Origin of the sequence: Haematobacter genomosp. 1 (assembly GCF_002196855.1) — a bacterium.
GTDB lineage: Bacteria > Pseudomonadota > Alphaproteobacteria > Rhodobacterales > Rhodobacteraceae > Haematobacter.
The window spans coordinates 196,985-221,492 of sequence record NZ_NIPW01000005.1 but is presented as its reverse complement, the minus strand read 5'-3'; the positions used below and the strand labels follow the sequence as shown (position 1 = coordinate 221,492).

Annotated in this window: 25 protein-coding genes; 12 read left to right on the top strand and 13 right to left on the bottom strand. The window is 66.0% G+C overall.

Going from position 1 to position 24,508, the window contains the following annotated elements; all coding sequences use genetic code 11:
• Positions 1-7: 7 nt before the first annotated feature.
• On the bottom strand, positions 8-1,456 hold the full coding sequence (gene xylB / locus CDV49_RS03175; protein WP_088214122.1) for a xylulokinase: 1,449 nt from the start codon (positions 1,454-1,456) through the stop codon (positions 8-10).
• Between the two features lie 127 nt (positions 1,457-1,583).
• Here xylB and CDV49_RS03170 point away from each other — a divergent pair, with 127 nt between their 5' ends.
• The 8 genes from CDV49_RS03170 to CDV49_RS03135 all read left to right on the top strand — a co-directional run bounded on the left by CDV49_RS03170 (position 1,584) and on the right by CDV49_RS03135 (position 9,756).
• A complete protein-coding gene (locus tag CDV49_RS03170) occupies positions 1,584-2,249 on the top strand; it encodes an HAD family hydrolase (RefSeq protein ID WP_088214193.1) in 666 nt (221 codons plus the stop codon).
• Entirely contained in the window at positions 2,246-3,202 is a 957-nt protein-coding gene (locus tag CDV49_RS03165; RefSeq protein WP_088214121.1) for a sugar-binding transcriptional regulator, read from the top strand. Before CDV49_RS03170 ends, CDV49_RS03165 begins: the two co-directional genes overlap by 4 nt.
• Positions 3,203-3,333: 131 nt before the next feature.
• Positions 3,334-4,653 (top strand): ABC transporter substrate-binding protein, encoded by a 1,320-nt coding sequence (locus tag CDV49_RS03160; RefSeq protein WP_088214120.1) that lies wholly within the window; start codon positions 3,334-3,336, stop codon positions 4,651-4,653.
• 103 nt (positions 4,654-4,756) lie between these two features.
• Positions 4,757-5,629, top strand: a complete 873-nt coding sequence (locus CDV49_RS03155; RefSeq protein WP_088214192.1) for a carbohydrate ABC transporter permease — start codon at positions 4,757-4,759, stop codon at positions 5,627-5,629.
• Between the two features lies 1 nt (position 5,630).
• Positions 5,631-6,461, top strand: a complete 831-nt coding sequence (locus CDV49_RS03150; RefSeq protein ID WP_088214119.1) for a carbohydrate ABC transporter permease — start codon at positions 5,631-5,633, stop codon at positions 6,459-6,461.
• Positions 6,462-6,471: 10 nt separating this feature from the next.
• Positions 6,472-7,470, top strand: coding sequence for an ABC transporter ATP-binding protein (locus CDV49_RS03145; protein ID WP_088214118.1), 999 nt, complete (start codon positions 6,472-6,474; stop codon positions 7,468-7,470).
• Positions 7,467-8,237 (top strand): L-iditol 2-dehydrogenase, encoded by a 771-nt coding sequence (locus tag CDV49_RS03140; RefSeq protein WP_088214117.1) that lies wholly within the window; start codon positions 7,467-7,469, stop codon positions 8,235-8,237. The genes CDV49_RS03145 and CDV49_RS03140 overlap by 4 nt, the downstream gene beginning before the upstream one ends.
• 79 nt (positions 8,238-8,316) lie before the next feature.
• Positions 8,317-9,756 carry a mannitol dehydrogenase family protein gene (locus CDV49_RS03135; protein ID WP_088214116.1) on the top strand — a complete coding sequence of 480 codons (1,440 nt, stop codon included), beginning with the start codon at positions 8,317-8,319 and terminating at the stop codon, positions 9,754-9,756.
• 37 nt (positions 9,757-9,793) lie between these two features.
• On the opposite strand, the gene CDV49_RS03130 is transcribed toward CDV49_RS03135, so the two are convergent.
• Positions 9,794-11,389: an AMP-binding protein gene (locus CDV49_RS03130; protein WP_088214115.1), complete on the bottom strand. Its 1,596-nt coding sequence runs from the start codon at positions 11,387-11,389 to the stop codon at positions 9,794-9,796.
• Between the two features lie 104 nt (positions 11,390-11,493).
• Between CDV49_RS03130 and CDV49_RS03125 the strand changes: the two genes are divergently transcribed.
• The 3 genes from CDV49_RS03125 to CDV49_RS03115 all read left to right on the top strand — a co-directional run bounded on the left by CDV49_RS03125 (position 11,494) and on the right by CDV49_RS03115 (position 14,156).
• The gene (locus CDV49_RS03125) at positions 11,494-12,225 is read left to right on the top strand and encodes an enoyl-CoA hydratase/isomerase family protein (protein ID WP_088214114.1); all 732 of its coding nucleotides are present in this window, start codon (positions 11,494-11,496) and stop codon (positions 12,223-12,225) included.
• Between the two features lie 23 nt (positions 12,226-12,248).
• Entirely contained in the window at positions 12,249-13,445 is a 1,197-nt protein-coding gene (locus tag CDV49_RS03120; protein ID WP_088214113.1) for an ABC transporter substrate-binding protein, read from the top strand.
• 222 nt (positions 13,446-13,667) lie between these two features.
• Positions 13,668-14,156 carry a thioesterase family protein gene (locus CDV49_RS03115; RefSeq protein ID WP_179209104.1) on the top strand — a complete coding sequence of 163 codons (489 nt, stop codon included), beginning with the start codon at positions 13,668-13,670 and terminating at the stop codon, positions 14,154-14,156.
• 108 nt (positions 14,157-14,264) lie between these two features.
• On the opposite strand, the gene CDV49_RS03110 is transcribed toward CDV49_RS03115, so the two are convergent.
• From CDV49_RS03110 to CDV49_RS03100, 3 genes are read right to left on the bottom strand one after another with little or no spacing between them, the layout of a single operon-like run.
• Positions 14,265-14,723, bottom strand: a complete 459-nt coding sequence (locus CDV49_RS03110; protein WP_218821873.1) for an acyl-CoA thioesterase — start codon at positions 14,721-14,723, stop codon at positions 14,265-14,267.
• Between the two features lie 2 nt (positions 14,724-14,725).
• Positions 14,726-15,640, bottom strand: coding sequence for an SDR family NAD(P)-dependent oxidoreductase (locus tag CDV49_RS03105; protein WP_088214111.1), 915 nt, complete (start codon positions 15,638-15,640; stop codon positions 14,726-14,728).
• On the bottom strand, positions 15,637-16,071 hold the full coding sequence (locus tag CDV49_RS03100) for a MaoC family dehydratase (protein WP_088214110.1): 435 nt from the start codon (positions 16,069-16,071) through the stop codon (positions 15,637-15,639). The genes CDV49_RS03105 and CDV49_RS03100 overlap by 4 nt, the downstream gene beginning before the upstream one ends.
• A 92-nt stretch (positions 16,072-16,163) precedes the next feature.
• Between CDV49_RS03100 and CDV49_RS03095 the strand changes: the two genes are divergently transcribed.
• On the top strand, positions 16,164-16,796 hold the full coding sequence (locus CDV49_RS03095) for a TetR/AcrR family transcriptional regulator (protein ID WP_088214190.1): 633 nt from the start codon (positions 16,164-16,166) through the stop codon (positions 16,794-16,796).
• 69 nt (positions 16,797-16,865) lie between these two features.
• Here the strand turns inward: CDV49_RS03095 and CDV49_RS03090 are convergent, their stop codons facing one another.
• The 8 genes from CDV49_RS03090 to CDV49_RS03055 all read right to left on the bottom strand — a co-directional run bounded on the left by CDV49_RS03090 (position 16,866) and on the right by CDV49_RS03055 (position 24,498).
• Positions 16,866-18,038 carry a BatD family protein gene (locus CDV49_RS03090; protein ID WP_088214109.1) on the bottom strand — a complete coding sequence of 391 codons (1,173 nt, stop codon included), beginning with the start codon at positions 18,036-18,038 and terminating at the stop codon, positions 16,866-16,868.
• Complete coding sequence (locus tag CDV49_RS03085; protein ID WP_088214108.1) at positions 18,032-18,640, bottom strand: hypothetical protein; 609 nt, start codon at positions 18,638-18,640, stop codon at positions 18,032-18,034. The genes CDV49_RS03090 and CDV49_RS03085 overlap by 7 nt, the downstream gene beginning before the upstream one ends.
• Positions 18,637-19,575: a VWA domain-containing protein gene (locus CDV49_RS03080; RefSeq protein ID WP_088214107.1), complete on the bottom strand. Its 939-nt coding sequence runs from the start codon at positions 19,573-19,575 to the stop codon at positions 18,637-18,639. Before CDV49_RS03080 ends, CDV49_RS03085 begins: the two co-directional genes overlap by 4 nt.
• Positions 19,572-20,558, bottom strand: a complete 987-nt coding sequence (locus CDV49_RS03075; RefSeq protein ID WP_088214106.1) for a VWA domain-containing protein — start codon at positions 20,556-20,558, stop codon at positions 19,572-19,574. The genes CDV49_RS03080 and CDV49_RS03075 overlap by 4 nt, the downstream gene beginning before the upstream one ends.
• Positions 20,551-20,913: a hypothetical protein gene (locus CDV49_RS03070; RefSeq protein WP_088214105.1), complete on the bottom strand. Its 363-nt coding sequence runs from the start codon at positions 20,911-20,913 to the stop codon at positions 20,551-20,553. Before CDV49_RS03070 ends, CDV49_RS03075 begins: the two co-directional genes overlap by 8 nt.
• Positions 20,910-21,740: a DUF58 domain-containing protein gene (locus CDV49_RS03065; protein ID WP_256947212.1), complete on the bottom strand. Its 831-nt coding sequence runs from the start codon at positions 21,738-21,740 to the stop codon at positions 20,910-20,912. Before CDV49_RS03065 ends, CDV49_RS03070 begins: the two co-directional genes overlap by 4 nt.
• Positions 21,741-21,762: 22 nt before the next feature.
• Positions 21,763-22,719 (bottom strand): AAA family ATPase, encoded by a 957-nt coding sequence (locus CDV49_RS03060; RefSeq protein ID WP_088214103.1) that lies wholly within the window; start codon positions 22,717-22,719, stop codon positions 21,763-21,765.
• Between the two features lie 351 nt (positions 22,720-23,070).
• Complete coding sequence (locus CDV49_RS03055) at positions 23,071-24,498, bottom strand: M20 family metallopeptidase (protein ID WP_088214102.1); 1,428 nt, start codon at positions 24,496-24,498, stop codon at positions 23,071-23,073.
• Positions 24,499-24,508: the final 10 nt, after the last annotated feature.

The window sequence follows — 24,508 nt, the reverse complement described above, 5'->3', positions numbered from 1 at the left end:
CTCCATATCAAAGGGTTGCGAGCAGCGGATACAGGCTGCGGTAGCGTTGGCGGGCCGTGTCGAATGCCGGGCGGAGTGCTGCATCGGGGAAAATGACATGATCCACGGGCGGCGCGGTGCAGATGCCAAGCGGATCGGCCCCGGTCGCGGCAATCAGCCCGAGCCGCGCGGCGCCAAAGGCCGCGCCGAAGTCGCCGCGTGCGGGAAGCTCCACGGGGATGTCCAGCGCCGTCGCGATGGCCTGCAACCAATAGACGGAGCGGGAGCCGCCGCCGATCGCCGTCACCCGCGACACCTCTGCCCCTGCGGATCGCAGCGCGGCGAGGTTGTCGGCCAGTGCGAAGGCCACACCCTCCATGACCGCCTGCGTCATCTCCGCCCGGCCCGTCTCATGGCCGAGCCCCGTAAACGCACCGCGGATGCGGGCGTCGTTATGCGGCGTCCGTTCCCCCGAGAGATAGGGCAGGAAAGTGACCGGCCCCGGTGCACGCAGCACCTCCCCCAGTTCGGCCGACAGATCCCCGGCGGTCGCGCCGGAAGTGCGCGCGTGCCAGTTCAGGGCATCTGCTGCAGACAGGATCACGCCCATCTGGTGCCAGCGGTTCGGCAATGCGTGGCAGAAGGCATGCACGGCGCTTTCCGGCTGCGGGCGCCACACGTCGTTCGCGGCGAAGAGCACGCCGGATGTCCCGAGCGAGACAAACGCCTGCCCCTCGGACACCATACCCATGCCGACGGCGGAGGCGGCATTGTCTCCGGCCCCTCCCGCCACCGTCACCGCACCGTCGATGCCCCATGCGCGCTGGAGCCGGTCGCGAAGCATCCCGCCCGGTTCGGTTCCTTCCACCAGCCGGGGCATGTGGGCGCGGGTGAGGCCGGTTGCGGCCAGCAGCTCGTCTGACCAGTCACGCGCCCCGATATCGAGCCAGCTCGTGCCGGAAGCATCGGACATTTCCGAGACGTGGTCCCCCGTAAGCCAGAGCCGGAGAGCATCCTTGGGCAGCAGCACCTTGGCCAGGCGGGCGAAGGCCTCCGGCTCATGCCGGGCGATCCAGCGCAGTTTCGGCGCGGTGAACCCCGGAAAGACGATGTTGCCGGTGATGCGGCGAAAGGCGGGTGTCGCGTCCATCTCTGCCGCTTCTTCCGCCGCGCGCGTATCATTCCACAGGATCGACGGACGGATCGGCCTGTCTGCGGCGTCGTAGAGCGTCGCGCCATGCATCTGGCCGGACAGGCCGATCCCTTTCAGCGCGGAGAATTCGGCAGGATGCGCTTCCCGGACGCTTGCGATGGCGGTTTCGGCGGCGGCGATCCAGTCCTCGGGGGCCTGCTCCGACCAGCCGGGGTGCGGGCGCGACACGTGGAGATCCGCTGTCGCGGAGCCGAGGATATGCTGGCTTTCGTCCATCAGGAGCGCCCTGATACCCGAAGTGCCCAGATCGAGGCCGAGGAACATGCTTCTCTCCCAGTCGCAAGTGCCGCCCCGTTTTGGCAGGCGTGCCTCGCAGCGTCCAGCCCCCCACGGGATCCGCGCCCCTCTCCCCCGGTGGACCCGGTCCGCGCGCCGCCTTATGCTTGCCGGCATGACCCCCGCGCTCATCATATTCGATTGCGACGGCGTGCTGATCGACAGTGAGACGATCAGCCGTTGCGTGCTGACCGAAGAACTGGCGCGGGAAGGGGTGTTCATCGACCTGCCCGCCTTCCGGCGGCACTTCCTTGGCCACAGCTTTCCGGCCGTCGAGGCGGCAGTGAGCCGGGTCTGGTCGCGCCGGCTACCCGCCGATTTCCGGCAGCGCTACCTGGATCGGCTGCTCCCGCGGTTCGCTGAGGAGCTTCTGGCGATGGAGGGCGCGGCGGAGATGCTTCGTGACCTTGCCGTGCCCTATTGTCTGGCGACCTCCTCCAGCCCCGACCGACTTCGCCGTTCCCTCGCGACAACCGGTCTGGATCGGTTTTTCGACGGGCGTTGCTTCACCGTGGCGGATGTCGCCCGTGGCAAGCCGGAGCCCGATCTTTTCCTGCATGCGGCGCGGGCGATGGGTGTGGCACCCGCCAGCGTCGTGGTGCTGGAAGACAGCGAGCCGGGGCTGACGGCCGCGGCACGCGCGGGCATGACGGGCTGGCAGTTCACGGGCGGCGGGCATATGAGCGGGGAGGTCCCTTCGCCCTTGGCCGCGCGGCATTTCTCCAGCTTCGGGGACATCCGCGCCGCTTTCCCCGCGTTCTTCCAACAGGTTGCCCTATGAGCCTGCCTCCCGATTCCGATGCCTCCGTTGATGATGACGCTGCCCGCGCGGCCTGGCTCTACTATGTCGGCGGCATGACGCAGGATCAGATCGCGCGCGAGATGGATATCTCGCGGCAGCGGGCGCAACGGCTCGTCAGCCGTGCGATGGCGGCCGGCATGATCCATGTCCGGCTCAATCACCGGCTGGCGCCCTGCCTTGCTCTGGAGGCCGCGCTGACCGATCGCTTCGGCCTCTGGCGTTGCCGTGTGGCGCCCAGTCTCGGCGCGGGCGGCGATCCGGTGCAGGCCATCGCTCCCGCCGCGGCGGCGGAGATGGAGCGCGTGCTTCGTCGCCCGGAGCCCCTGGTGATCGCCGTCGGCACGGGGCGCGCGATGCGGGCAATGGTGGATGCGATGGGACGGGTGGATGCGCCGCGGCATCGTCTTGTCTCGCTGATCGGCAATATCGCACCGGACGGCTCGGCATCCTATTTCGATGTCATCATGCATCTCGCCGAAAAGGTGCAGGCCCGCCATTATCCCATGCCGGTGCCGGTCCTTTCCTCGACTGCAGAGGAAAATGCGGCGTTCCAGTCCCTTCCCGCCGTGCGCGTCGTGAGGGAACTGGCAGGCGGGGCAAACGTTACATTCGTGGGCGTCGGCCAGATGACGGATGACGCCCCCTTGCTTACCGATGGCTTCCTGACGCGGGAGGAGTTGGTGCATGTGCAGCGCAGCGGCGGGACGGGTGAGGTCGCCGGATGGATCTACGATCGCGAAGGTCGGTACATGGATCTCTCTCTGAATTCCCGCGTGGGCGGGGTAAGGGTTCATGCCACGCCGGAGCGCCCCGTGGTGGCTGCATCCGCCGGACCGCAGAAGGTGGCGGCCATCCGCGCCGCACTCACATCCGGGATCATCAACGGACTGATTACCGACGAAAGCACCGCGCGCGGCATTCTGTCCGCCTGACCTTCCATCATACGGACTTTGCAGGTGCGGCGGAGGGAAGGGGTTGACCGGCTCTGCGCTTAAGTGAATATTTGCTCAAAGTGCGATGATTTGCTCAGGTGGCATTGTCGCGATCCTAGGGGAGGGTAAAAATGACTTTTACGCTGCGCGCCCTGCTGGGCGCATCCGTGGCCATTGGGATCACCGGGGCCGCGATGGCGGAGACCACGATCACCGTCGCCACGGTGAACAATGGTGACATGATCCGCATGCAGGGCCTCATGTCGGATTTCAACGCCAAGCATCCCGACATCAAGGTCAATTGGGTCACGCTGGAGGAGAACACCCTCCGCCAGAGGGTGACCACCGATATCGCCACGAAGGGCGGCCAGTACGATGTCCTGACCATCGGCAACTATGAGGTGCCGATCTGGGCCAAGCAGGGCTGGCTCATGGCGCTGGACGATCTGGGCGAGGGCTTTGCGGCAGACGACCTGCTTCCCCAGGTGGCCGCGGGCCTGAAGGAGGAGGGCAAGCTCTATGCCTCGCCCTTCTATGCGGAAAGCTCCATGCTGATGTATCGCACGGACCTGCTGGAAAAAGCCGGGCTGACGATGCCTGCCGCGCCCGACTGGGACTTCATCAAGGATGCCGCCCAGAAGATGACCGACAAGTCGGCGGAAGTCTATGGCATCTGTCTGCGCGGCAAGGCGGGCTGGGGCGAGAACATGGCCTTCGTAACCTCCATGGCCAATTCCATGGGCGCCCGCTGGTTTGACATGGAGTGGAAGCCGCAGTTCGACAGCCCCGAATGGAAGGCGACGCTCGACATCTATCTGGACCTGATGAAGAACTACGGCCCGCCCGGCGCTTCCTCCAACGGGTTCAACGAGAACCTCGCGCTGTTCCAGCAGGGCAAGTGTGGCATGTGGATCGACGCGACGGTGGCCGCATCCTTCGTGTCGAACCCGAAGGATTCGAAAGTGGCCGATCACGTGGGCTATGCTGTCTCTCCCACCCGCCCGGGCGGAGAGAACCATGGCAACTGGCTGTGGTCGTGGAACCTCGCCATTCCGGCAACTTCCACGAAGGCGGAGGCTGCGAAAGCCTTCGTCGCCTGGGCAACCTCTCCCGCCTATACTCAGCTGGTGGCGGAGCATGAGGGGATTGCCAACGTGCCCCCCGGCACGCGCACTTCTCTTTATGAGAACGCCGACTACCTGAAGGCCGCACCCTTTGCCGAGATGACGCTGAAGGCCATCCAGTCGGCGAATACCGCGCACCCGTCCGAGAAGGACGTACCCTATACGGGTGGACAGTTCGTTTCCATCCCGGAGTTTCAGGCAATCGGCACGGCGGTGGGCCAGCAGGTCGCCGCGGCGCTGGCTGGGAGTGCGACGGCGGAACAGGCGCTGGCCAATGCGCAGACCCTCACCCAGCGGGAAATGTCGCGCGCCGGCTATCCGAAGTGATCTGCCCGAAGTGATCTTCGATTGACAAGGGAGGCGGCTCCTCCGCGAGCCGCCTTTTCGCTCGGACCCGCGAGGGCCGCAGGTAGAGAGGATGACATCCGTCATGGCGACGCAAGCCTCACGTTCCGCAGGGCGGCTCATGCTGTCACCCGCGGTCATCCTGCTGCTGCTGTGGATGATTGTGCCACTCGCGATGACGCTCTACTTCTCCACGCTTCGCTACAACCTGCTGATGCCGGGGATGGAGACCTTCGCCGGGTTCGAGAACTACCGGTATTTCTTCACCGACCCCGCATTCTGGCCTGCGCTCTTCAATACGTTGACGCTGGTGCTTGGGGTGCTGGCGATAACGACACTGGGCGGGATTGCCCTGGCGCTGCTGCTGGATCAGCCGATGTGGGGGCAGGGGATTGTCCGCATCCTCGTCATCGCGCCGTTTTTCGTCATGCCCACCGTCTCCGCGCTGGTGTGGAAGAACATGATGATGAACCCGGTGAACGGGCTGTTCGCCTGGATCGCGCGGACGCTCGGTTTTCAGCCATTTGACTTCTTCGCCCAGGCCCCGCTGTTTTCCATCATCCTGATCGTGGCGTGGCAATGGCTGCCCTTTGCGACGCTCATCCTGCTCACCGCGCTGCAAAGCCTCGACAGCGAGCAGATGGAGGCGGCGGAAATGGACGGCGCCGGCTGGGGATCGCGGTTCTGGCACCTGGTGCTGCCGCATCTGAGCCGGGCGATCACGGTGGTCATCCTGATACAGACGATCTTCATTCTCTCGGTTTTCGCGGAGATCCTCGTCACCACGAATGGCGGACCGGGTACGGCTTCGACCACGCTGACCTTCCTCGTGTACATGCAGTCGATGCTGCAATTCGATGTGGGCCTTGGGTCCGCGGGCGGGATCGTCGCGGTCATCCTCGCCAATATCGTCGCCATCTTCCTGATGCGCGCCATCGGCAAGAACCTGGAGACCTGACATGGCGCGCAATGTCACGAATGGGCAGAAAGCCCTTGTCACCGTACTGGCTTGGGTCATCGGGCTGGCGATCTTCTTTCCGATCCTCTGGACGGTACTGACGTCCTTCAAGACGGAAGGGGAGGCTGTCGCCACCCCGCCGAGCTTCCTCTTCTTCGACTGGACCTTGGAGAATTATCACGCGGTCAACGAGCGGTCCGACTATCTGGGCCATTTCTGGAACTCTGTCGTCATCTCTCTCGGCTCCACGCTGATCGGTCTGGCGATCGCCCTTCCGGCCGCGTGGTCCATGGCGTTCGTCCCCGGCAAGCGGACCAAGGACCTGCTGATGTGGATGCTCTCGACCAAGATGCTGCCCGCGGTGGGTGTGCTCGTGCCGATCTACATGATCTTCCGCGACACGGGGCTTCTGGATACCCGGATCGGGCTGGTCATCGTGCTCACGCTCATCAACCTGCCGATCATCGTGTGGATGCTCTATACCTATTTCAAGGAAATCCCGGCGGAGATTCTGGAAGCCGCGCGGATGGACGGGGCTGGGCTGTGGTCGGAAGTGGTCCACGTCCTCACCCCCATGGCGGTGCCGGGCATCGCCTCCACCCTGCTGCTGAACGTGATCCTCGCCTGGAACGAAAGCTTCTGGACGCTGAACCTCACGGCCTCGCAGGCCGCACCGCTGACGGCCTTCATCGCGAGCTATTCCAGCCCCGAGGGCCTGTTCTACGCCAAGCTTTCGGCGGCAAGCACCATGGCCATCGCGCCGATCCTCATCCTCGGCTGGTTCAGCCAGAAGCAACTTGTGCGCGGATTGACCTTCGGCGCGGTGAAGTAAGGAGACGCCGATGGGCGAGATCGTTCTCAAGGACGTGCAGAAATCCTTCGGCGGTGTGGATGTCATCAAGGGCATTGATCTGCGGGTGGAGGAGGGCGAGTTCGTGGTTTTCGTCGGGCCGTCCGGCTGCGGCAAGTCCACCCTGCTGCGGCTGATCGCGGGGCTGGAGGATGTGACCTCCGGCACCATCACCATCGACGGCAACACCGCCACCGACCTGCCGCCGGCGCGGCGCGGGCTCGCGATGGTGTTTCAGTCCTATGCGCTCTACCCGCATATGACAGTCCGCAAGAACATCGCCTTCCCCCTGAGGATGGCCGGGATGTCCTCCGCCGATCAGGCCCGGAAGGTCGAGGAGGCTGCCAAGATCCTCAACCTCTCGCCCTATCTCGACCGTCGCCCGGGGCAGCTTTCGGGGGGGCAGCGGCAGCGTGTGGCGATCGGGCGCGCCATCGTGCGCGAACCGAAGGCGTTTCTGTTCGATGAGCCGCTCTCCAATCTCGACGCGGCGTTGCGGGTCTCCATGCGGCAGGAGATCTCGGAGCTTCACCAGTCGCTGGGAACCACGATGATCTATGTCACCCACGATCAGGTGGAGGCGATGACGATGGCCGACAAGATCGTGGTGATGAACGCCGGCCGGATCGAGCAGGTGGGCACCCCGCTGGAGCTGTACCGCAGCCCCGCCAATCTTTTCGTGGCGGGCTTCATAGGCAGCCCCAAGATGAACTTCATCGAAGGGGGGGCTGCTGAACAGTATGGCGCGCATACCATCGGGGTTCGTCCCGAACATGTCACGCTTGCCGATGACGGGCCGTGGCAGGGCACGGTGACCCTTTCCGAGCACCTGGGTTCGGACACGTTCCTCCATGTGGATGTGGCAGGGGTCGGCCCGCTGACGGTGCGCGCGCATGGCGAAGTGGGCCTTGGGAGCGGCGCGCCCGTCGGCCTCGCCCCACAGGCGGGCAAGGTTTATCGCTTCGATCAGGCTGGAAAGGCGATCGCATGAGACTGGAAGGGAAGCGCGTGCTGATCACGGGGGCCGCGCGCGGTATCGGGCTGGAATTCGCCCGTGCCTATCTGGCGGAGGGCGCGTCGGTCGCACTGGCCGATATCAATGCCGCGGCTGTCGAGGAGGCTGCGGGCGCGCTCGGTGCAGGCGCCCATGCGGTCACGATGGATGTGACGCGGCAGGAGAGTATCGAGGCAGGTGTGGAGGCGGCGGTGGCCGCGATGGGGGGGATAGATATCCTCGTCAACAATGCGGCGCTTTTCGATGCGGCCCCCATCGAGGAGATCACCCGGGAGAGCTATGACCGGCTCTTCTCGGTCAATGTCGCGGGCACACTCTTCACACTTCAGGCGGTTGCGCGGCACATGATCGCGCGGGGAGAGGGCGGCAAGATCATCAACATGGCGAGCCAGGCGGGGCGCCGGGGCGAGCCGCTGGTCGCGGTCTATTGCGCGACGAAGGCCGCCGTCATCTCGCTTACCCAGTCGGCGGGGCTGAACCTCATCCGGCATGGCATCAACGTCAACGCCATCGCCCCCGGCGTGGTGGACGGGGAGCACTGGGACGGCGTGGACAGCCTGTTCGCGAAGTATGAGAACCGGCAGCGCGGTGAGAAGAAGCGCCTTGTCGGAGAGGCCGTGCCCTTCGGACGGATGGGCACCGCGCAGGACCTGACCGGCATGGCGATCTTTCTCGCCACACCGGAGGCCGATTACATCGTCGCCCAATGCTTTGGCGTGGACGGCGGCAACTGGATGGCGTGAGCCATGATTGCGGGCGCGCGTCAGGGACCCTCCCTCCGCTGATGCGCGCCCCTTCCCCTCGGTGAAGCGGTGGTCTGACATGACACATACTGATACTTCCGTGGCCCTTCCCGCCTATGACCGCAGCCGGTTGACCCCCGGTATCGTGCATATCGGGCTTGGCAATTTTCATCGCGCGCACCAGGCCGTCTATCTCGATGACCTTTTTGCGCGCGGCAACGACCATGACTGGGCGATCATCGGGGCGGGCGTAAGGGCGCCCGACGCTGCCATGAGGGCGGCGTTGAAGGCGCAGGACTGCCTTTCGACGGTGATCGAGCTTGATCCTTCCGGCAAGCGGGCACGCCGCGTGGGGTCGATGATCGACTACATCCCGGTGGAGCCGGACAATGCCACGCTCATCGCCACCATGTCCCGGCCGGAAATCCGCATCGTCAGCCTGACAGTGACGGAGGGCGGCTACTTCACGGATGCCAACGGGGATTTCGATCCCGGGGCCGCAGATATTCTGGCCGATGCCGCAAACCCGGAGGCGCCCGCAACCGCATTCGGCGCTATTCTGGCGGCGTTGAGCGTTCGGCGGTCGCAGGGGATCCAGCCCTTCACCGTCATGTCCTGCGACAACCTCCCCGGCAATGGCGAGGTCACGCGGAATGCGGTGGTGGGTCTGGCGCGGCTTTTCGATCCCGAACTCGCAGGCTGGGTGCATGCGAATGTCGCCTTTCCGAACGGCATGGTGGACCGTATCACGCCCGCCACCGGCGAGAGGGAGCGGGCGATGGCGCGAGACTTCGGTCTCGACGATCCCGTGCCCGTTACCTGCGAGCCGTTCCGCCAGTGGGTTCTGGAGGACAATTTCCCCGCAGGTCGCCCGGCGCTGGAGAAAGTGGGTGTGACCTTCACCCCGCATGTCCATCTCTACGAGACGATGAAGATCCGCATCCTGAACGGCGGCCACGCGATCATCGCCTATCCGTCCGGGCTCATGGATGTGGAGCTTGTCCATGACGCGATGGCAGAGCCGCTGGTCTCCCGCTTTCTCGACCGGGTGGAGGGGGAGGAGATCCTGCCCATCGTTCCGCCGGTGCCCGATTCAGATCTGAAGGACTACTACCGCGTGATCCGCGAGCGGTTTTCCAACCCGGAGGTCGCGGATACGGTGCGGCGGCTGTGCCTTGACGGTTCGGGGCGTCAACCGAAGTTCATCGTGCCCTCGATCCGGGACAATCTCGCGCGGGGGGTGTTGCCGCGGGGGCTGCTGCTCGAATCCGCCCTGTGGTGCCGCTATTGCGCCGGAGAGAGCGACAGCGGGGCCGGGATCGCACCGAATGATCCGCGCTGGGAGGCGCTGACCCTGCGGGCCAAAGCCGCGCGGCAGGATCCGGCGATCTGGCTGGGAATGACCGACATCTACGGGGATCTCGGTCAGCACCCTGAGGTCGCGGACGCCTTCGCCAAGGCGCTTGAAGCCCTTTGGGCAAAGGGGACGCGGGCGGTGCTGGAGGAATACCTGGCCTAGCGGCAGGGCACGCCGACTTGCGCGCCCCGCCGACAGATCATGTCCGGGCGGCTACCTGCTCCCGGTCGAACGTATCGCCGGTCACGCCGTCGGTTCGGAGGATATGCTTCTGGATCTTGCCGCTCGCCGTCTTGGGCAGGTCGTCCATTACCCTTACGTAGCGGGGCACCATGAATTTCGGCAGTTGCGCCGCGAGATAAGCCACCAGCGCCTCTGCGTCGATTATCCGACTGGCGACCGGCGTGACCACGATCAGCACCTCATCCTCGCTGAAGGCGCTCGGCACGGCGACTGCGGCGCATTCCCGCACATCGGGATGGGCGGTCACCTCCGCTTCCAGAGCGAATGAGGAGATGTTCTCCCCCCGCCGCCGGATCACGTCCTTCAGCCGGTCCACGAAAAAGAATTGCCCCGCGGCATCGCGCCGGAAGCCGTCGCCGGTGTGGAACCAGCCGTTCCGCATTGCCTCCACGGTTGCGGCAGGAGCGTTGTGATAGCCCTTCATCAGTGCCCAGGGGCGGCTTGAGCGGATGATGAGTTCCCCCGTGGCACCCTCCGGCACCTCGATATCGTTGGCGTCCACGATCCGCAGATCGAACCAGGGGCGCGGTCGCCCGGCAATACCCTTCAGGCCGGCGCTTCCCCGCAGGGGGCCCGCGTGCAACGGACTGGCGATCTCCGTCATGTTGTATATCGTCCAGGCTTCTACTCCGAACCGCTCGGCAAAGAGCGGCCCGTCCTCCCCGAAGGGGGTGATGAAGGCGCGGCGAAGCGGGTGGTCCCGATCATCGGGCTGGCTGGGCTCTTTCAGCAGGAAGCTCGCCATCACGCCCAGCAGGAGGCAATAGGTCGATCCTGTGCCCCGTACGGCTGACCAGAACTCCCGCGTCTTGAACTCCCGCATCATGCCGATGGACAGTCCGCGCGCCAGTTGCGCGTAAACGTAAAGTGTTGAACCACAGTGGAAAATAGGTCCACAGATGAGGCAGCGATCATCCGGCGCCACCTCGAACGCATCCGGCCCCATCGTATAGAGCTGCGCATAGGAGGTCACGACGCCCTTGGGATTTCCGGTGGTGCCGGAGGTGTACATGATCGCCAGAGTGTCCCACGGCTCGATCGGCGTTTCTAGCGCGAAGATCGCGGGATCGACGTGATCAACCTCGTGAAGTGGCAGGATCTCGATATCGGCATGCGCCGGAATTTCGCCTGCGCCGACCGCAAGCACCTTACGCAGCTTGCCCGGCGCGACATCGGCCAGCCGGTCCAGCAGCCCCGCTTCCGCTACCATGAGCGGGGCGTCCGCATCGCTCAGGATATGTTCGAGCGGCCTGCCGCGAGAAGCTGTATTCAAGGGAATATAGACAGCGCAAAGGTAGTTGATCGCGAACCAGGTGACGAGCAGGTCAGGCCCGTTGCCCATGAAGCACAGAACATGGCTGCCCCGGCGGACGCCATGCGCATGCAGCGTCGCGGCGCGCTGACGGACCTTCTCCCATGTCATGCGGTAGGACCACTGAACATCGGGCCAGAAATGCACGAAAAGCGCCTCCGGTCGGTCCTCCACATACCGGTCCAGCAGATTGCGCAATACCGCCTGCTCCCGGTCGAGCGCCTTGTCCTGATGTTCCATTTCGTTCTCCTCCCACGCGCCCGTTCGTATGGGCATGCAAAAGCCGTTTGCAATGCCGTCCGAACCATGCAACATACCGCGTAGTATGTCAAAGGGGGAACGGCATGCCGTCCGTTACCATCACGCGCGAAGAATGTGTGGCACTGGTCCGCTATGACAGGGGCGCAAAGGCGAATGCGCTGAGCCATGAGACCATCCTCGATCTGACCCGCGCGGCGGAGGAACTGGCAGCCGATACCACATGTCATGTCGTCATTCTTGCAGGGACAGAGAAACGGTTCTCCGCAGGTGTCGATCTTGATGATGCCGCGCTCTGGCAGCCGGGAGAGGGCAGTGTCGCGCGCTCGGAGGCGATGGCCGCTGGCGGCCGGATGGTGGATCGCTGGGCGCGGCTGCCGCAGGTTTGCATCGCCGCGGTGGAGGGGCCTGCCATCGGCGGCGGTGCGATCCTCGCGCTCGCGGCCGATTTCCGCGTCATGGGGGAGGGGAGTTACTTCCGCTTCCCCGAAGTGCGGCTCGGCATGACGCTGGGTTGGGGCGGGTTGCCGTTGCTGGCGGCGCTGGTCGGGCCGGCGCGGGCGAAGCTCATGCTCTTTACCGACGCGCGTATCGACTCCTGCGAGGCGGAGCGGCTTGGCCTGTGTGAACGCGCGGTTCCGGCGGGGAGTGCCCTCGCCGTCGCGCGGGAGATGGCCGCGGGTATCGCCGCCTGTCCCCCGATGGCCCTGCGCATGACCAAGCGGACGGTGGACAGCCACTGCCGCAAGAACTGGGCCTCGGGTTTCGAGGCCGATCAATTCTTTCTGTCGCGTCTGCTGTCGGAGGAAACCGGCTGACGCGACCTGTTGGGGAGGGACGTATGAGACTCAAGGCACTGTTGACGGGCGTGGCGCTTGCCACCCTTGCGTCTGCCGCTTCCGCGGAGCCATATCGGCTCGGCGTGCTGACGGACATGTCGGGCATGAACTTCGACCTTGCCGGGCAAGGTTCGGCGGTGGCCGCGCGGATGGCTGTGGAGGATTTCGGCGGCAAGCTGCTGGGCGAGCAGGTCGAGGTGATCGTGGGGGATCACCAGAACAAGCCCGACGTGGGTGCCACGCTCGCCCGCCGATGGATCGACGAGCAGAACGTGAAGGCGGTGATCGACGTGCCCACGTCTTCCGTCGCCATGGCTGTTCAGGATGTGACCCGTGCGGCGGATGTGGCGTTCCTGATCTCCACCGCCGGATCGTCGGACCTGACGGGCAAGGCGTGCTCTCCCTCCAGTGCGCTCTGGACATGGGATACCTATGCGCTTGCCAATGGCACCGGGAGGGCAATGACGCAGGAGGGCGGCAAGAGCTGGTTCTTCATCACGGCCGACTATACCTTTGGTCACGCGCTGGAGCGCGACACGTCCGAGGCAGTGCGTTCGCTCGGCGGCGAGGTGGTGGGTGCCGTGCGCCACCCGCGAGAGACGACCGACTTCTCCTCCTACCTTCTGCAGGCACAGGCCTCCGGCGCGGATGTGATCGCGCTGGCGAATTCCTCCGGCGACACGATGACCGCGATGAAGCAGGCGGGCGAATACGGCATCACCGCAGGCGGGCAGAAGCTCGCCGGGCTCCTGTTGTTCCTGACGGACGTGGATGGCGTGGGGCTGGAAACGGCGCAGGGCCTGACCCTCACCACCGGGTTCTACTGGGACTTCGACGATCAGACCCGTGCATGGTCCAGACGCTTCGGCGAGCAGATGGGCGGACGCATGCCCACGATGGTCCAGGCGGGCGTCTATTCCGCGGTGCTGAACTACCTGAAGGCGGCGGAGGCGGCAAAGACCGTCGGGGGCACCGCGGTCATGTCGGAGCTTCGCACCATGAAGATCGACGACATGTTCGCGCGGAATGCCTATCTCCGGGAGGATGGCCGTCTTGTCCATGACATGTATCTCGCACAGGTAAAGACGCCACAGGAGTCGACAGAACGCTGGGATTACTACAAAATTCTGCGGACGATACCGGGCGAGGAGGCTTTCAAGCCGTTGGAGCAAAGTGACTGTCCGCTCGTCAAGAAGTAACGCCTTGCGCGTCCTCCTCTTAGCAGGCTGCTGTAAAAGTCGGCCGCCTGCTCGGGCTTGTGTTGAAAATCAGAAAGTCACCCCGGCCCCGCGCCACAACTTGCGGTTTCCGGGGCGCATCTCAACAATGTGGGGAAAATCTCCGGTCCAAGGCAGCCGCGGAATGCGTTTTCAGCAGCCTGTCAGGGGGGCGTTGCCGGGATGAGTGAGGAGGAGAAGCGGATGGAGAGTGGCGCCCGCCATGGGCTGATCGTGCTGAACCGGCATGTGCCGGAGGGGTGGGTGGATTACAACGGGCACATGGGCGACTTTGCCTATGGGATCGCCTTTTCGGATGCGGTGACGGCCTATATGGATCGTATCGGCGTCGATGCCCCCTATCGGGAGCGGACCGGGGCCACGCTCTACACGCTCGACTGTCGCATCGGATTCTTTCGGGAATGTCATCTGGGCGATCCGCTGGAAATGGAGCTGGTCCTGCTCGCCGCGGATGACAAGCGGCTGCACGTCTTTCTCCGGTTGCGGGGTGCGGATGGGCGGGAGCTTGCCCTTTGCGAGCAGCTGCTCATGCATGTCGGGCGGGCCTCCGGCAGCCCACGGGCGGAACCGTTCCCGGCGAATATCGTGGCGATCGTGGCGCAAGACAGGGCCGACCATGCCGACCTTATCCGGCCGGACTGGCTGGAGCGGCGGATCGGGCTTTCCCGTTAGCGCGCCATAGGGCGGATCGGAATGCGCCGGAATTCGCGTCGGGCGCCCAGCCAGAACGCGGGATGTGAGCAGGCCTCACGGCCGGGAGCGGGTGTACCGCTTCCTCGATCAGATCACCGCGCCGGACGGAGGCGTCAGTCCATGCGCCATCTCCAGATGCGCGGGGGTCAGCGGGACAGGGCGACGGGTTGTGCGGTCGATATAGACATGCACATATCCACCCTGTGCCGCAGCTGTCTCCCCTCCCTCCCGGAAGAGCGCAAAGCTCCATGTCAGGCTGCTGGAGCCGATACGGACGATGCGCAGACCCACCTCCACCCGCTCCGGGTAGGTCACCTCGGCGAAGTAGTGCATCCACTGCTGGGCGACGATTCCGATGGGCCCGGTCCCGCCCGCAAGATCGAGCGCCCCGGAGGCGATCAGCGGGCGGTTCACTGCGCTGTCGAAACACTCCATGTAGCTCACATTGTTCATGTGACCGTAGATGTCCATGTCGCGCCAGCGCGTTTCCATGGTGTAGAAGGCGGTGTAATCGGCCCGGCGATGTGGGCTGGCGCGGTCAAGCATGGTCAGACCGCCCGTTCTGCATCGCGCGCGCGGGCAACGATCCGCTCCACATGGTCCAGCCCGTTCTGCGTTTCCATGAACCCATCCAGTTTCGCGAGCGTGCCGAATGCTTCCGCAACCGCCTCCGGGGTGCGTGCGCCTTCGGGCAGATAGATGCCCTCGTTCTCTACAATGGCGAGCCGTGCGACCGTACCCGCCCCGGCCAGCAGCGCCGTGCGACTCGGCGCGCCCTCGCTGGTGAGATAGAGCGCGGCGGGGACAACGTTGTCGGGTGAGAGATGGGCGAGCGTCTCCTCCTCCATCATGTCGCCGGTCATGCGCGTGGCGGCTGTGGGTAGGACCGCGTTGACGTGGATGCCGTACTTCTGCCCCTCGAAATGCAGCACGTTCATGAGCCCGATCAGCCCGGCCTTGGCCGCGCCATAGTTGGCCTGACCGAAGTTGCCATAAACGCCGGACGTGGAGGATGTCATCAGGATACGCCCATAGCCCTGCTGGCGCATCGTCTCCCATACCGCCTTCGTCGCATTGGCCGAACCGATGAGATGTACCTCCACCACTGCGCGGAAGTCTTCCATCGTCATCTTGGCGAAAGTCCTGTCGCGCAGGATGCCCGCGTTGTTGATGAGCACGTCGATCCGCCCAAAGGTCTCGCGCGTGCGGGAGGCCAGCGCCTCCATCTGCGAAAAGTCGGTGACGTTTCCGCCGTCCGCCAAGGCTTTCCCGCCCTGCGCTTCGATCTCCGCCACGACGGCTTCCGCCGCGGCAGTGGAGCCGCCACGGCCATCCCGCGCGCCGCCGAAGTCGTTGACGACCACCTTTGCCCCCCGACGCGCCAGTTCCAGCGCATAGGCACGCCCCAGCCCGCCGCCTGCTCCCGTGACGATGGCGACGCGCCCGTCGTAGCTGATGGTCATTGTGCTTTCTCCTCCGCCTGCGCCTTCAGTATATGCCATTCCGCCACCGCCGCCGGCTTCTGCTGGCCTTCCACCTCCACGGTCACGCCATAGGTGTCGAGCCGCCCGCTTCCGCGTGCCTGCGACGAAACAGGCGTAAAGCGCGCGCGGATCCGGCTGCCGACCCTGACGGGTGCGACGAAGCGGACCTTCTCGAAACCGTAATTCACCTCTACCCCGCAGCCGGGCGGCATGGCGCTCTGCTGCAACTGGGTCAGGAGGGAGATAACGAGAAATCCATGTGCTATGGTGCCGCCGAACCCACCCTCGCGGGCGGCGCGTTCGGGATCGACGTGGATGTATTGATGGTCGCCGATGACATCGGCAAAGCGATCAACGAGCCCCTGATCGACGAGAAGCCAGTCGCTCACCCGGTCCGTAGCCTGCTGCATCGCTCTCTCCTTTACAACATACGGAGTAGTATGGATTGCTTTTCTCGCTGTCCAGTGTCAATATCGTCAAAGAAACGAGCGGCCGAGACCGGATGACACAGCCACGCACACGCAACAGAGACGACGGGGCGGGGAATATCGAGATCCTCGAAATGGCGGCGCAATGCTTCATGGAGCAGGGTTTCGCCGCCACCAGCATTGACGATGTGGCCCGACGGCTCGGGGCGACGAAAGGCCGGATTTATCACTATTATTCCTCCAAGACCGACCTGTTCTTCGATGTGCATCGCGAGGGAATGGAACGGCTGTTCCGCGCTGTGGAGCCGGTGATGGCCGGGCCGGGCCCTGCGGTGCAGCGGTTGACGGCGATGCTCCATGCCCATGCGATGGCGATGATGACCAACGTGGCTTTCGAGGCGGTAGTGGTGCAGGGCGTGCACATGCACAGGATGGCGGCCACGACACCGGACCAGCGCCGCACGCTGGACGCCCTGATCGCGCTGCGCCGCCGGTTCGAAGGGTTGTTCCGGCAGGTCATGGAGGAGGGCATCGCGGATGGCTCCCTCCGCGCGATGGATGTGTCTGTCGGGGCAAAGGCCATGCTCGGCGCGGTGAACTGGATGTCGGTGTGGTATCGCCCGCTGCCGGAGGAGACGCAGGAGAGCCGTCACCGCCTTGCCGACCAGATCGTCGCGACGCAGATCGAGGGTTTCCGTCGACAGTAGCACCGCGATGCGACGACATGGCCTCATGTCACGGGCAAAGCGGGAACGACGATTGCCGCCCCCTCCCGGCTAAACCTCGCTCCGCCCAGCCGCCCGGCGCAGATCGCGGACAAAGGCTCCGGGTTGGAACGCATGTTGCTCGGGCCCGTAGATCCTGCGATCCAGCCCCGCAAGCAGCGATCTTATCGCCGGCGATGTTCGGCCATCCAGATACGCCTCCGCCGCGCGGCGAAGCGCAAGGGGATCGCCCGACCGGGCGGCACGCCGGAGCGCAAGTCGCGGCAGGGGCGACCAGCGCCGCCGAAGCCGCTTCCAGCCTGCGCGCCCGGAGGCGGGCACGCTGCGCCAAAGCATCACCCCCGTGCCAGCACCCATGCCCGCGATGATCGCGGCGCCGGAGAGTGCATCCTCCCACATTCCGAAACGTCCCGTCGTCGCCCGGTTCGCTGCGAAACTGGCATAACCAATGGAGAGAGGCGGGATTTCCACACTCTCCATCCGGCGGGTGTTGCTGTCGAAATAGGGGATGGTGACGGGTTCGATGACCCCCGGCTCCCCGGTTTCCGGGCGGAACTGCCATGTCCAGACCACCTCCGCCACCGGACCTTCGGCGGTAAGGGTCAGCTTGCGCTCGACCGGCGCGGCGAAGGTGATGAGCCAGTTCTCCGAGACCACGGGCCGGGGCGGCAACATCTCCGGCAGCGCGCCTTCCGCCGTCAGGGTGATGCGACGCGTGACGGTTTCGCCGTCGGCCAGATGTGCGGGATCGGTGGAGAGTTCCTGTCGAAGTGTCAGCCGCTCTGCCGCAAGCTTCCAGCCGCGATCCGCCGGGAATGGGCCCACGGGGATTTCCACCGGCTGGGCCTTCACCTCCCGCGGCTGGCGCTGGCTCGCTTCGTCAATGATGGTCAGGTGGTGAAACACCGGGCCGAAGTGCAGCACTCCCGGCCGTCGGGGGAAAAGCGCCAGATGCCGCTCCATCACCTGCCATGGCAGCCCGTCGATGATCTCCTGCCGCCAGCTGTCGGGGGCAGTCTGGATCCAGTCGAAACTCTCGCTGGGTGCGATCTCCAGCTTCTCGTTCGCCACCTTGCGGTCATAGACGGCGCGGATGGTAACGGGGAGCATTTCCCCGGCGATCAGGTCCTTGTGTCTCGGCTCGGGCCGGATCGTGAGCGTAAGGCTTTCCGCTCCCGCGGGCGAGGTGAGCAGCGTGAGGGAGAGAAGCAGCCATCTCACCATGGATCGCCCTCCTGCGGCGCCGTCAGTCCCATCGAAAGGCGGCGGTCGTTCTCGGCGGCGAGCCTGAGCCGCAGGAACGCGCCGGGATCGTCGGGAACCGTCGCCAGCCACTCCCGGTCGGCCACCCGTCTGCCCGCGTCGAGCGGGCGCCCGAGCCGCTTCACCTCGTCAAGCGGCGACCCGCCCGGCGTGGCTATGGCGACGACAGCGATCCGCCCCGCTTCGTTACCCTCGCCCATCTGCGGCGGTATGAGCGCGTTCACCAGGTTGCGGTTCTCCCGCGCCGCACTGTCAGCGGGGTTTGCGAACAGCACCGCGTCGAAGTAAGCGCGGGAGAGGGGGTAATTCCCTGTCGCGGCGAGCGAGAGGCCACGGTTGTAGGTGGAGGACCGCCCCGCACGGGCAAAGGCCGCGTCCGCTTCCGCGTAATGTCCTGCCTGATAGAATGCGACGCCCGCGATGGCAGGATCATCCAGAAGCGATGAAGCCAGTCCCGGCTGCCCGGCCATGAGCAACAGCCGCCCCCCCGCCTCCCGACCGGCAAGAAGCACAGCCGCCACGCCTGCAAGGGCGATCAGCGCCGCGATACGGGCCGGGGTCATGCGCGCCTCCGGTAGAGCGGCAGAGCAAGCAGCATCGCCAGTCCCACGCACCACGGTCCGAGGTCGCGAAAGACCCGCGTCGCCTCCCCGCTCCTTGCGAGGCGGGCCGTCCGCGCGGCTGCGATCTCGGCCAGAAGGGGGCGCGGAGTCGCTGCCGGAAACTCCTTCCCGCCGCCTGCCGCCGCAAGCTGCACAAGGGCGCCCCGGTCCGGCGTGGGCGCTCCCTCTGCCGCGCGGGGGAGGGAGAGAGCCCAGACACGCGCCCCCTCCGCCTGAAGCCGCCGCGCTTCCGTCAGGGCCGGGGGGCCCACCCCGCCGCCATCGGAGATGAGGACGAGGTCCGCGCCAGCGATGCCCGGGCCATCCTTTCCGGCCACGAGGTTTCGGCTCTCGGCGAGCGCGATGTCGGGACGGCTGCCGGTGACCGGCATGGTATCGGCCGCCAGCACCGCGATGATGCTCTGAAGACTGGCCGCGTCGCTTGTCGGAGCGGAGGCGATATAGGCATCCGCGGCATAGACCATGATGCCTACCGGCCGACCTTCGGATTGATTGAGCAGGAAGGCCGCCGCCGCCTGAAGGTCGGGAAGCGCCGGGCCCGCCGCGACGGAAGGGGAAAGGTCGAGCAGCAGCAGCATCGGATCGAGCGCGCGGTACTCAACCCCCCCCGGTCGCAGAACCGCAGGCCCCGCAAGGCCGAGGATGAGAGTGCCCGCGATGAGGAGGGGCAGCAGCGCCGCCCTGTCGGCTCGGGCTGGCAGGATCTGTCCCAGCGCCAGCAATTCGCGCCGGATGGCTGGGTCGATGAGCGTCGTCCAGGGGCTTCGCCCCCGTTGCGCGCGAAGCCAGACCGCCAGCGCGGCAAGCGGCAGCAGGGCCAGAAGCCAGAGCGGACGCAACAGCACCAGACCGGCGCCAAGGGCGAAGGGCGTCATGCTGCTCGCCCCGAACGGCGGGTGAAAAGGTCCGTCGCCTCCACCACCGCCACGCCGAGGGCCAGCAGCAGGGCAAGCGCGGCTGGCCAGACCCACAGGGCCTCTGCCACGATCACTGGGGGACGGGTGGAGGGGTTCGGCTCCAGCCTGTCCAGATCGGCGGCCATCTGCACGAGGTCCGCCATATTGCGCACCCGCCAGGAGCGCCCGCCGCTGGCCTCCGCAATGTCACGGAGCGCGGCGATATCAACGGCATCCCGGGCGGCGGGGCGCGTCTCCAAATCCTCCGGGCCGAGAGCAATGGTGTGAACCCGGACCCCCATCGTTGCAGCAAGCCGCCCCACGTCGCGGGCGTCCAGCCGGTCGGAGGTGTCGCGCCCGTCCGAGAGCAGCACGATCACGCGGGATGTCGCAGGCTCGGCCGTCACGCGTTTCAATGCCAGCCCCAATCCGTCTGCGATCGCGGTCGAGCGCCCCGTGATCCCGATTTCAGCGGCGTCTATGGCGCGCACGACAGCAGGAAGATCGTGTGTAAGCGGCGCGGCGACATAGGCCTGATCGGCGAAGATCACCAGCCCGATCCTGTCGCCCTCCCGCTCTGAGACAAAGCGGGCGGCCACGCGCTTGACAGCGGCGAGCCTGCTCGCGGTTTGTCCGTCGAGCGTGAAATCCGGCGTTTCCATGCTGCCGGACAGATCGAGCGCAAGCATGATGTCCCGCCCGGTCGCCGTCCTGTCGGGCGTGGGCCGCAACCACTCCGGTCCCGCGAGGGCAAGCGTGAGGCACAGCCAGAGCGCAAGCCGCAGCGGCAGGGAGCCATCCCGCAGAGGTCCTTCCGCCACCGGAACCCCCGCCGCCGCGATGGCTTCCGGAAGGTGCAGCGCTTCCGTCCGGTTCTCGCGCGGGCGCAGCAGATAGAACAGGATCACGGGCAGCGGCAGAAAAAGAAAGGCGAAGGGGTGGGAAAATTGCAGGTCAGCCATTCCGCCGCTCTCCCCAGGCCTCTGCAACCAGCCGCTCCAGCTCCGCCGGGTCGTAGGGCGTCCCCACATAAAGCGCGTCGCGATAGCTGTCTGGCAGGGCGACGCCGCGTTCGGCCAGGAGCCGTGCTCCGGCAACCAGCCGCTCGGAAGCGGGCAGGGCGCGAAGCTCGCCAAGCGCATCCGCAGCACGTCGCCGGGCGGGGCGCCGCCGGAGCAGTGGCGCAAGGACAAAGACCAGCGCCGCCGCGATGAGCAGTCCGATACCGAAAGCCGCAAGGATGTCCGCTGCGCCCGTGCGCACGAACTCCGCTGGCAGCCGGGGCGGATTGAGCGTTTGGACAAGGTCGCCGTTCATCGGGAGTCCTCCATGCCGGGGCCGATGCGTTCCGCAGCGATGCCGGGGCGATGCAGGGTTTCAACACGCGCCGCCGTCGTGGCAGCAAGGCCGGAGAACCCACGGCGGAGAACGTGTTTGGCATTATCGACAATCGGCAGCGGGCCCCCAGCAGGCGCGCGCTCGAAAACATCTTCGATGAGCAGGAAGCGCAGGGGACCGCGGGTGGAAAGCGCGGCAAGCGTCTCTTCCCATGCAGCGCCGGGCAGGTCGAGACCCGTGGCTATCACAAGGCCGGCCCCCCGCGGCGCGAAACGTGCGGCGCGGCGCAGCTCGACGTCAAGCGGGGGTGTGGGCAGATTTGCCATCACCGCTTCCCGCGCCGCGGCATGGGCACGTGCGAGGCACCCCGCGACACGGGCCATCCCGCGCGCGCCGGGGGCAGGGCGCTCTCCAAAAATCCCGGTATCCGTGATCGCGGCGACACCGATGGAGCCGCGCTCCGCAGCCTCCCGCCACCCTTCCATCGCCAGCTGCTCCGCCCCCACGACCGAACGAAAGCGCCCACGCGTCGCCCAGAGCATCGGGCGGCGAAAGTCCGCGATGAGCAGCAGGGTCCGCTCCCGCTCCTCATGAAAGGTTCTGACCTGCGGCACGCCGGTTCGGGCGGTCGCCGCAGCGTCCAGATGCCGGGGGTCATCACCGTCGGCGAAGGGGCGGATCTCGCGGAGCGCCTGTCCACTGCCGCGTTGACGGACAGGTGTGAGGCCGGGACGCTCCGCCAGCCGCTCCTCCTTGCCGCGCCGGAGGGCGAGCGGGGCGAGGGCGAGCAGACGGCTTGCCGTCACCTCGCCGACGCCTGCGCCTGACTCACCAGGGCCTGACATGATCGATGAGCCGCCGGACCAGATCGCGCGGGCCCAGCCCCTCTGACGTGGCACGCCAGCTCGGGACCAGACGGTGCGCCAGCACGTCCGGCGCCAGCAGCTCCACGTCTTCGGGAAGCCCGTGATCCCTCCCGAGCAACCCTGCCCGCGCCCGGGTACAGGCCGCGAGCGCCAGTGTTCCGCGGGGAGAGACGGCATGTTCGACCAGCCCCGCGAGCGGTCCCTCCTCCGTCTCCCGCGTGGCGATGACGAGGCGGACGATATAGTCCTTCAGGGCAGGAGCCAGCAGCACATTGTTCGCCGCCCGGGCCGCGGCATGGATGGTATCGGCTCCCAGCCGCGACTGCGTGCCGGGGGGTGGCACGCGCAATTCCCCCTCCACCAGATCGAGAATCCGCCGCTCCGCCTCCGCGTCCGGCAGGACCAGATCGACATGGAGAAGAAAGCGGTCCAGCTGCGCCTCCGGCAGCGGGAAAGTGCCTTCGTGCTCGATGGAGTTCTGCGTGGCGACCACCATGAACGGATCGGGAAGCGCCCGCGTCGTGCCTCCCGCCGTCACCTGGCGTTCGGCCATCGCTTCCAGCAGCGCCGACTGCACCTTCGGGGGCGCGCGGTTGATTTCATCGACGAGCACGAGCTCATGAAACAAGGGGCCCGGCAGGAAATCGAACCGTCCCGTATCCGGCCGGAACACCTGCGTGCCCGTCATATCGGAAGGCATGAGGTCCGGGGTGCACTGGATGCGCGCAAAGTTGCCCGCCAGCCCCTCCGCCAGCCGCTTCACTGCGCGCGTCTTGGCAAGGCCGGGCGGGCCTTCAATGAGCACGTGCCCACCCGCGACCAGAGCGATCATCAGCCGCTCAACCAGATGCTCATGGCCGATCAGACCTTCGACCATCTCATGGCCGAGCATCGCCACCGGCGCAAAGGCCGCGTTCATTCCACTGTCCTGTATCGTCACGCCGCTCCTCCCCAAGATCGAACGTGTCGGTCCACAGTGACAGAGCGCACGCGCCTGCGCCACTCCTCAATAGCTGCTACTTAAGAATGACATAAGAAGGAGGAGGGGGGTGCCGCGGGATGGTTCATCGCGCCCCACGGTGCATTGGGAGGGCGTCTCGGCGGGCCAGGTCAAACGTATCAGAGATGCAATGCTCGTCTGCGTGCTGTTCTCCGGCGGCACGAAAATGGCGGCAGAGAACCCCTGCCGCCAGAGTGCTCACCACCATGCAGCGACCACGTCCTTCCGCCGGATCGTATCCCGCTCGGAAAAGGTGGCCGTTGAGGTGGGTCAGAGGTCCACGGGCCGGGGAAGGATTGGCGCGCTGACATCAGCCGGGATCGGGCTGGTGTAGGGCGTCCTGTCGATCCGTGCCTTGTGATCTGCCTTGGCACGCGCGAGCTTGGCAGGGTCGGTCAGCAGGTCGACACCGGTTCCTGCCATCACCTTTGCGGCGTAGATCAGCCCCTTGTGCGCCGCCCCCGCCTTGCCCTGCGCGGTGATCTGCCAGGAATGACCGGGGGACCCGATGGCATGGGTGGCAACGCGCGCCTGCACGGTGGGCACCGCCCAGGAGACATCGCCCACGTCGGTGGAACCGATCATCGGCTCACCCACGGCCTCCAGCGGGACGATGAAATCGCAAAGAGGCGTCTCCTCCCGGAGCGGGACGCCGGCGCGGCGATAGTCCTTCTCTATCGCCTCATCGCCGACCGTGGCCTGAATGCTGCGGGCGTAGACGCGGTCTGCCTCGTCGAACGGTACGGGGCCGAGGCGCTGCATGTTGGCGAACATGATTTCCTCCATCGGTGTGTTGCCAAGGAGGTTCGACACGGCGGAAAGCACGCGGCTGGTGACACGGGTCTCCGTCATCAGCGCCGCGCCTTCCGCGACCTTCACGACGCGGGGATTGAGGGCGACCATGCCCTGAACATCGCGGGACCGGATGGCATAACGCACCGTCGCCTTCGCCTGCACCACGTTCGGGGCAATGCCACCCGCGTCTATGATGGCATAGTGGATGCGCGTGCCTTCGGGGACATGCTCCCGCATGTAGTTGACGCCGACGTTCATCAGTTCCACCGCATCCAGCGCGGATCGGCCAAGGTCGGGCGCGGCAGCGGCGTGGGAGGCGCGCCCATGGAAGGTGAAGTCGATGCGCGTATTGGCGAGGCTCTTCGCGTCATCCACGCGCGTGATCGACGCAGGATGCCATGTGATCGCCGCATCCACGTCGGCGAACAAGCCATCCCGCACCATGAAGGCCTTGGCCGCGCCGCCTTCTTCCGCGGGACAGCCGTAGTAACGCACGCGGCCGGGCAGGCCCGTCTGCTCCAGATAGGTCTTCATCGCCGAAGCCGCCAGAAGTGCCGCCGATCCCAGCATGTTGTGCCCGCAGCCATGGCCGTAGCCGGTGCCGGCAAGCGGCCTGTGTTCCGCAGCGCCAGCCTCCTGCGACAGGCCCGGAAGAGCGTCGTATTCCCCCAGAAACGCGATGACCGGCCCGCCGCTCCCGGCCTCGCCGATGACGGCGGTGGGTATCCCGGCCGGGGCATCGGTGATGCGGAAGCCCTCTGCCTCCAGCATGGAGCGATGTTCGGCGACGGAGCGGAACTCCCCATAGGCCAGTTCCGGCATTTCCCAGATACGGTCGCTGAGCGCGGTGTACTCCTCACGACGCGCGTCGATCAGGTTCCAGATCAGGTCGGTGTTCTGCATGGCTTCTCTC

What these genes read in the sequence shown, in the direction of transcription:
- xylB (WP_088214122.1), bottom strand. Translation starts at nt 1,456, where the DNA reads ATGTTCCTCGGCCTCGATCTGGGCACTTCGGGTATCAGGGCGCTCCTG.
- CDV49_RS03170 (WP_088214193.1), top strand. Translation starts at nt 1,584, where the DNA reads ATGACCCCCGCGCTCATCATATTCGATTGCGACGGCGTGCTGATCGAC.
- CDV49_RS03165 (WP_088214121.1), top strand. Translation starts at nt 2,246, where the DNA reads ATGAGCCTGCCTCCCGATTCCGATGCCTCCGTTGATGATGACGCTGCC.
- CDV49_RS03160 (WP_088214120.1), top strand. Translation starts at nt 3,334, where the DNA reads ATGACTTTTACGCTGCGCGCCCTGCTGGGCGCATCCGTGGCCATTGGG.
- CDV49_RS03155 (WP_088214192.1), top strand. Translation starts at nt 4,757, where the DNA reads ATGGCGACGCAAGCCTCACGTTCCGCAGGGCGGCTCATGCTGTCACCC.
- CDV49_RS03150 (WP_088214119.1), top strand. Translation starts at nt 5,631, where the DNA reads ATGGCGCGCAATGTCACGAATGGGCAGAAAGCCCTTGTCACCGTACTG.
- CDV49_RS03145 (WP_088214118.1), top strand. Translation starts at nt 6,472, where the DNA reads ATGGGCGAGATCGTTCTCAAGGACGTGCAGAAATCCTTCGGCGGTGTG.
- CDV49_RS03140 (WP_088214117.1), top strand. Translation starts at nt 7,467, where the DNA reads ATGAGACTGGAAGGGAAGCGCGTGCTGATCACGGGGGCCGCGCGCGGT.
- CDV49_RS03135 (WP_088214116.1), top strand. Translation starts at nt 8,317, where the DNA reads ATGACACATACTGATACTTCCGTGGCCCTTCCCGCCTATGACCGCAGC.
- CDV49_RS03130 (WP_088214115.1), bottom strand. Translation starts at nt 11,389, where the DNA reads ATGGAACATCAGGACAAGGCGCTCGACCGGGAGCAGGCGGTATTGCGC.
- CDV49_RS03125 (WP_088214114.1), top strand. Translation starts at nt 11,494, where the DNA reads ATGCCGTCCGTTACCATCACGCGCGAAGAATGTGTGGCACTGGTCCGC.
- CDV49_RS03120 (WP_088214113.1), top strand. Translation starts at nt 12,249, where the DNA reads ATGAGACTCAAGGCACTGTTGACGGGCGTGGCGCTTGCCACCCTTGCG.
- CDV49_RS03115 (WP_179209104.1), top strand. Translation starts at nt 13,668, where the DNA reads ATGGAGAGTGGCGCCCGCCATGGGCTGATCGTGCTGAACCGGCATGTG.
- CDV49_RS03110 (WP_218821873.1), bottom strand. Translation starts at nt 14,723, where the DNA reads ATGCTTGACCGCGCCAGCCCACATCGCCGGGCCGATTACACCGCCTTC.
- CDV49_RS03105 (WP_088214111.1), bottom strand. Translation starts at nt 15,640, where the DNA reads ATGACCATCAGCTACGACGGGCGCGTCGCCATCGTCACGGGAGCAGGC.
- CDV49_RS03100 (WP_088214110.1), bottom strand. Translation starts at nt 16,071, where the DNA reads ATGCAGCAGGCTACGGACCGGGTGAGCGACTGGCTTCTCGTCGATCAG.
- CDV49_RS03095 (WP_088214190.1), top strand. Translation starts at nt 16,164, where the DNA reads ATGACACAGCCACGCACACGCAACAGAGACGACGGGGCGGGGAATATC.
- CDV49_RS03090 (WP_088214109.1), bottom strand. Translation starts at nt 18,038, where the DNA reads ATGGTGAGATGGCTGCTTCTCTCCCTCACGCTGCTCACCTCGCCCGCG.
- CDV49_RS03085 (WP_088214108.1), bottom strand. Translation starts at nt 18,640, where the DNA reads ATGACCCCGGCCCGTATCGCGGCGCTGATCGCCCTTGCAGGCGTGGCG.
- CDV49_RS03080 (WP_088214107.1), bottom strand. Translation starts at nt 19,575, where the DNA reads ATGACGCCCTTCGCCCTTGGCGCCGGTCTGGTGCTGTTGCGTCCGCTC.
- CDV49_RS03075 (WP_088214106.1), bottom strand. Translation starts at nt 20,558, where the DNA reads ATGGCTGACCTGCAATTTTCCCACCCCTTCGCCTTTCTTTTTCTGCCG.
- CDV49_RS03070 (WP_088214105.1), bottom strand. Translation starts at nt 20,913, where the DNA reads ATGAACGGCGACCTTGTCCAAACGCTCAATCCGCCCCGGCTGCCAGCG.
- CDV49_RS03060 (WP_088214103.1), bottom strand. Translation starts at nt 22,719, where the DNA reads ATGAACGCGGCCTTTGCGCCGGTGGCGATGCTCGGCCATGAGATGGTC.
- CDV49_RS03055 (WP_088214102.1), bottom strand. Translation starts at nt 24,498, where the DNA reads ATGCAGAACACCGACCTGATCTGGAACCTGATCGACGCGCGTCGTGAG.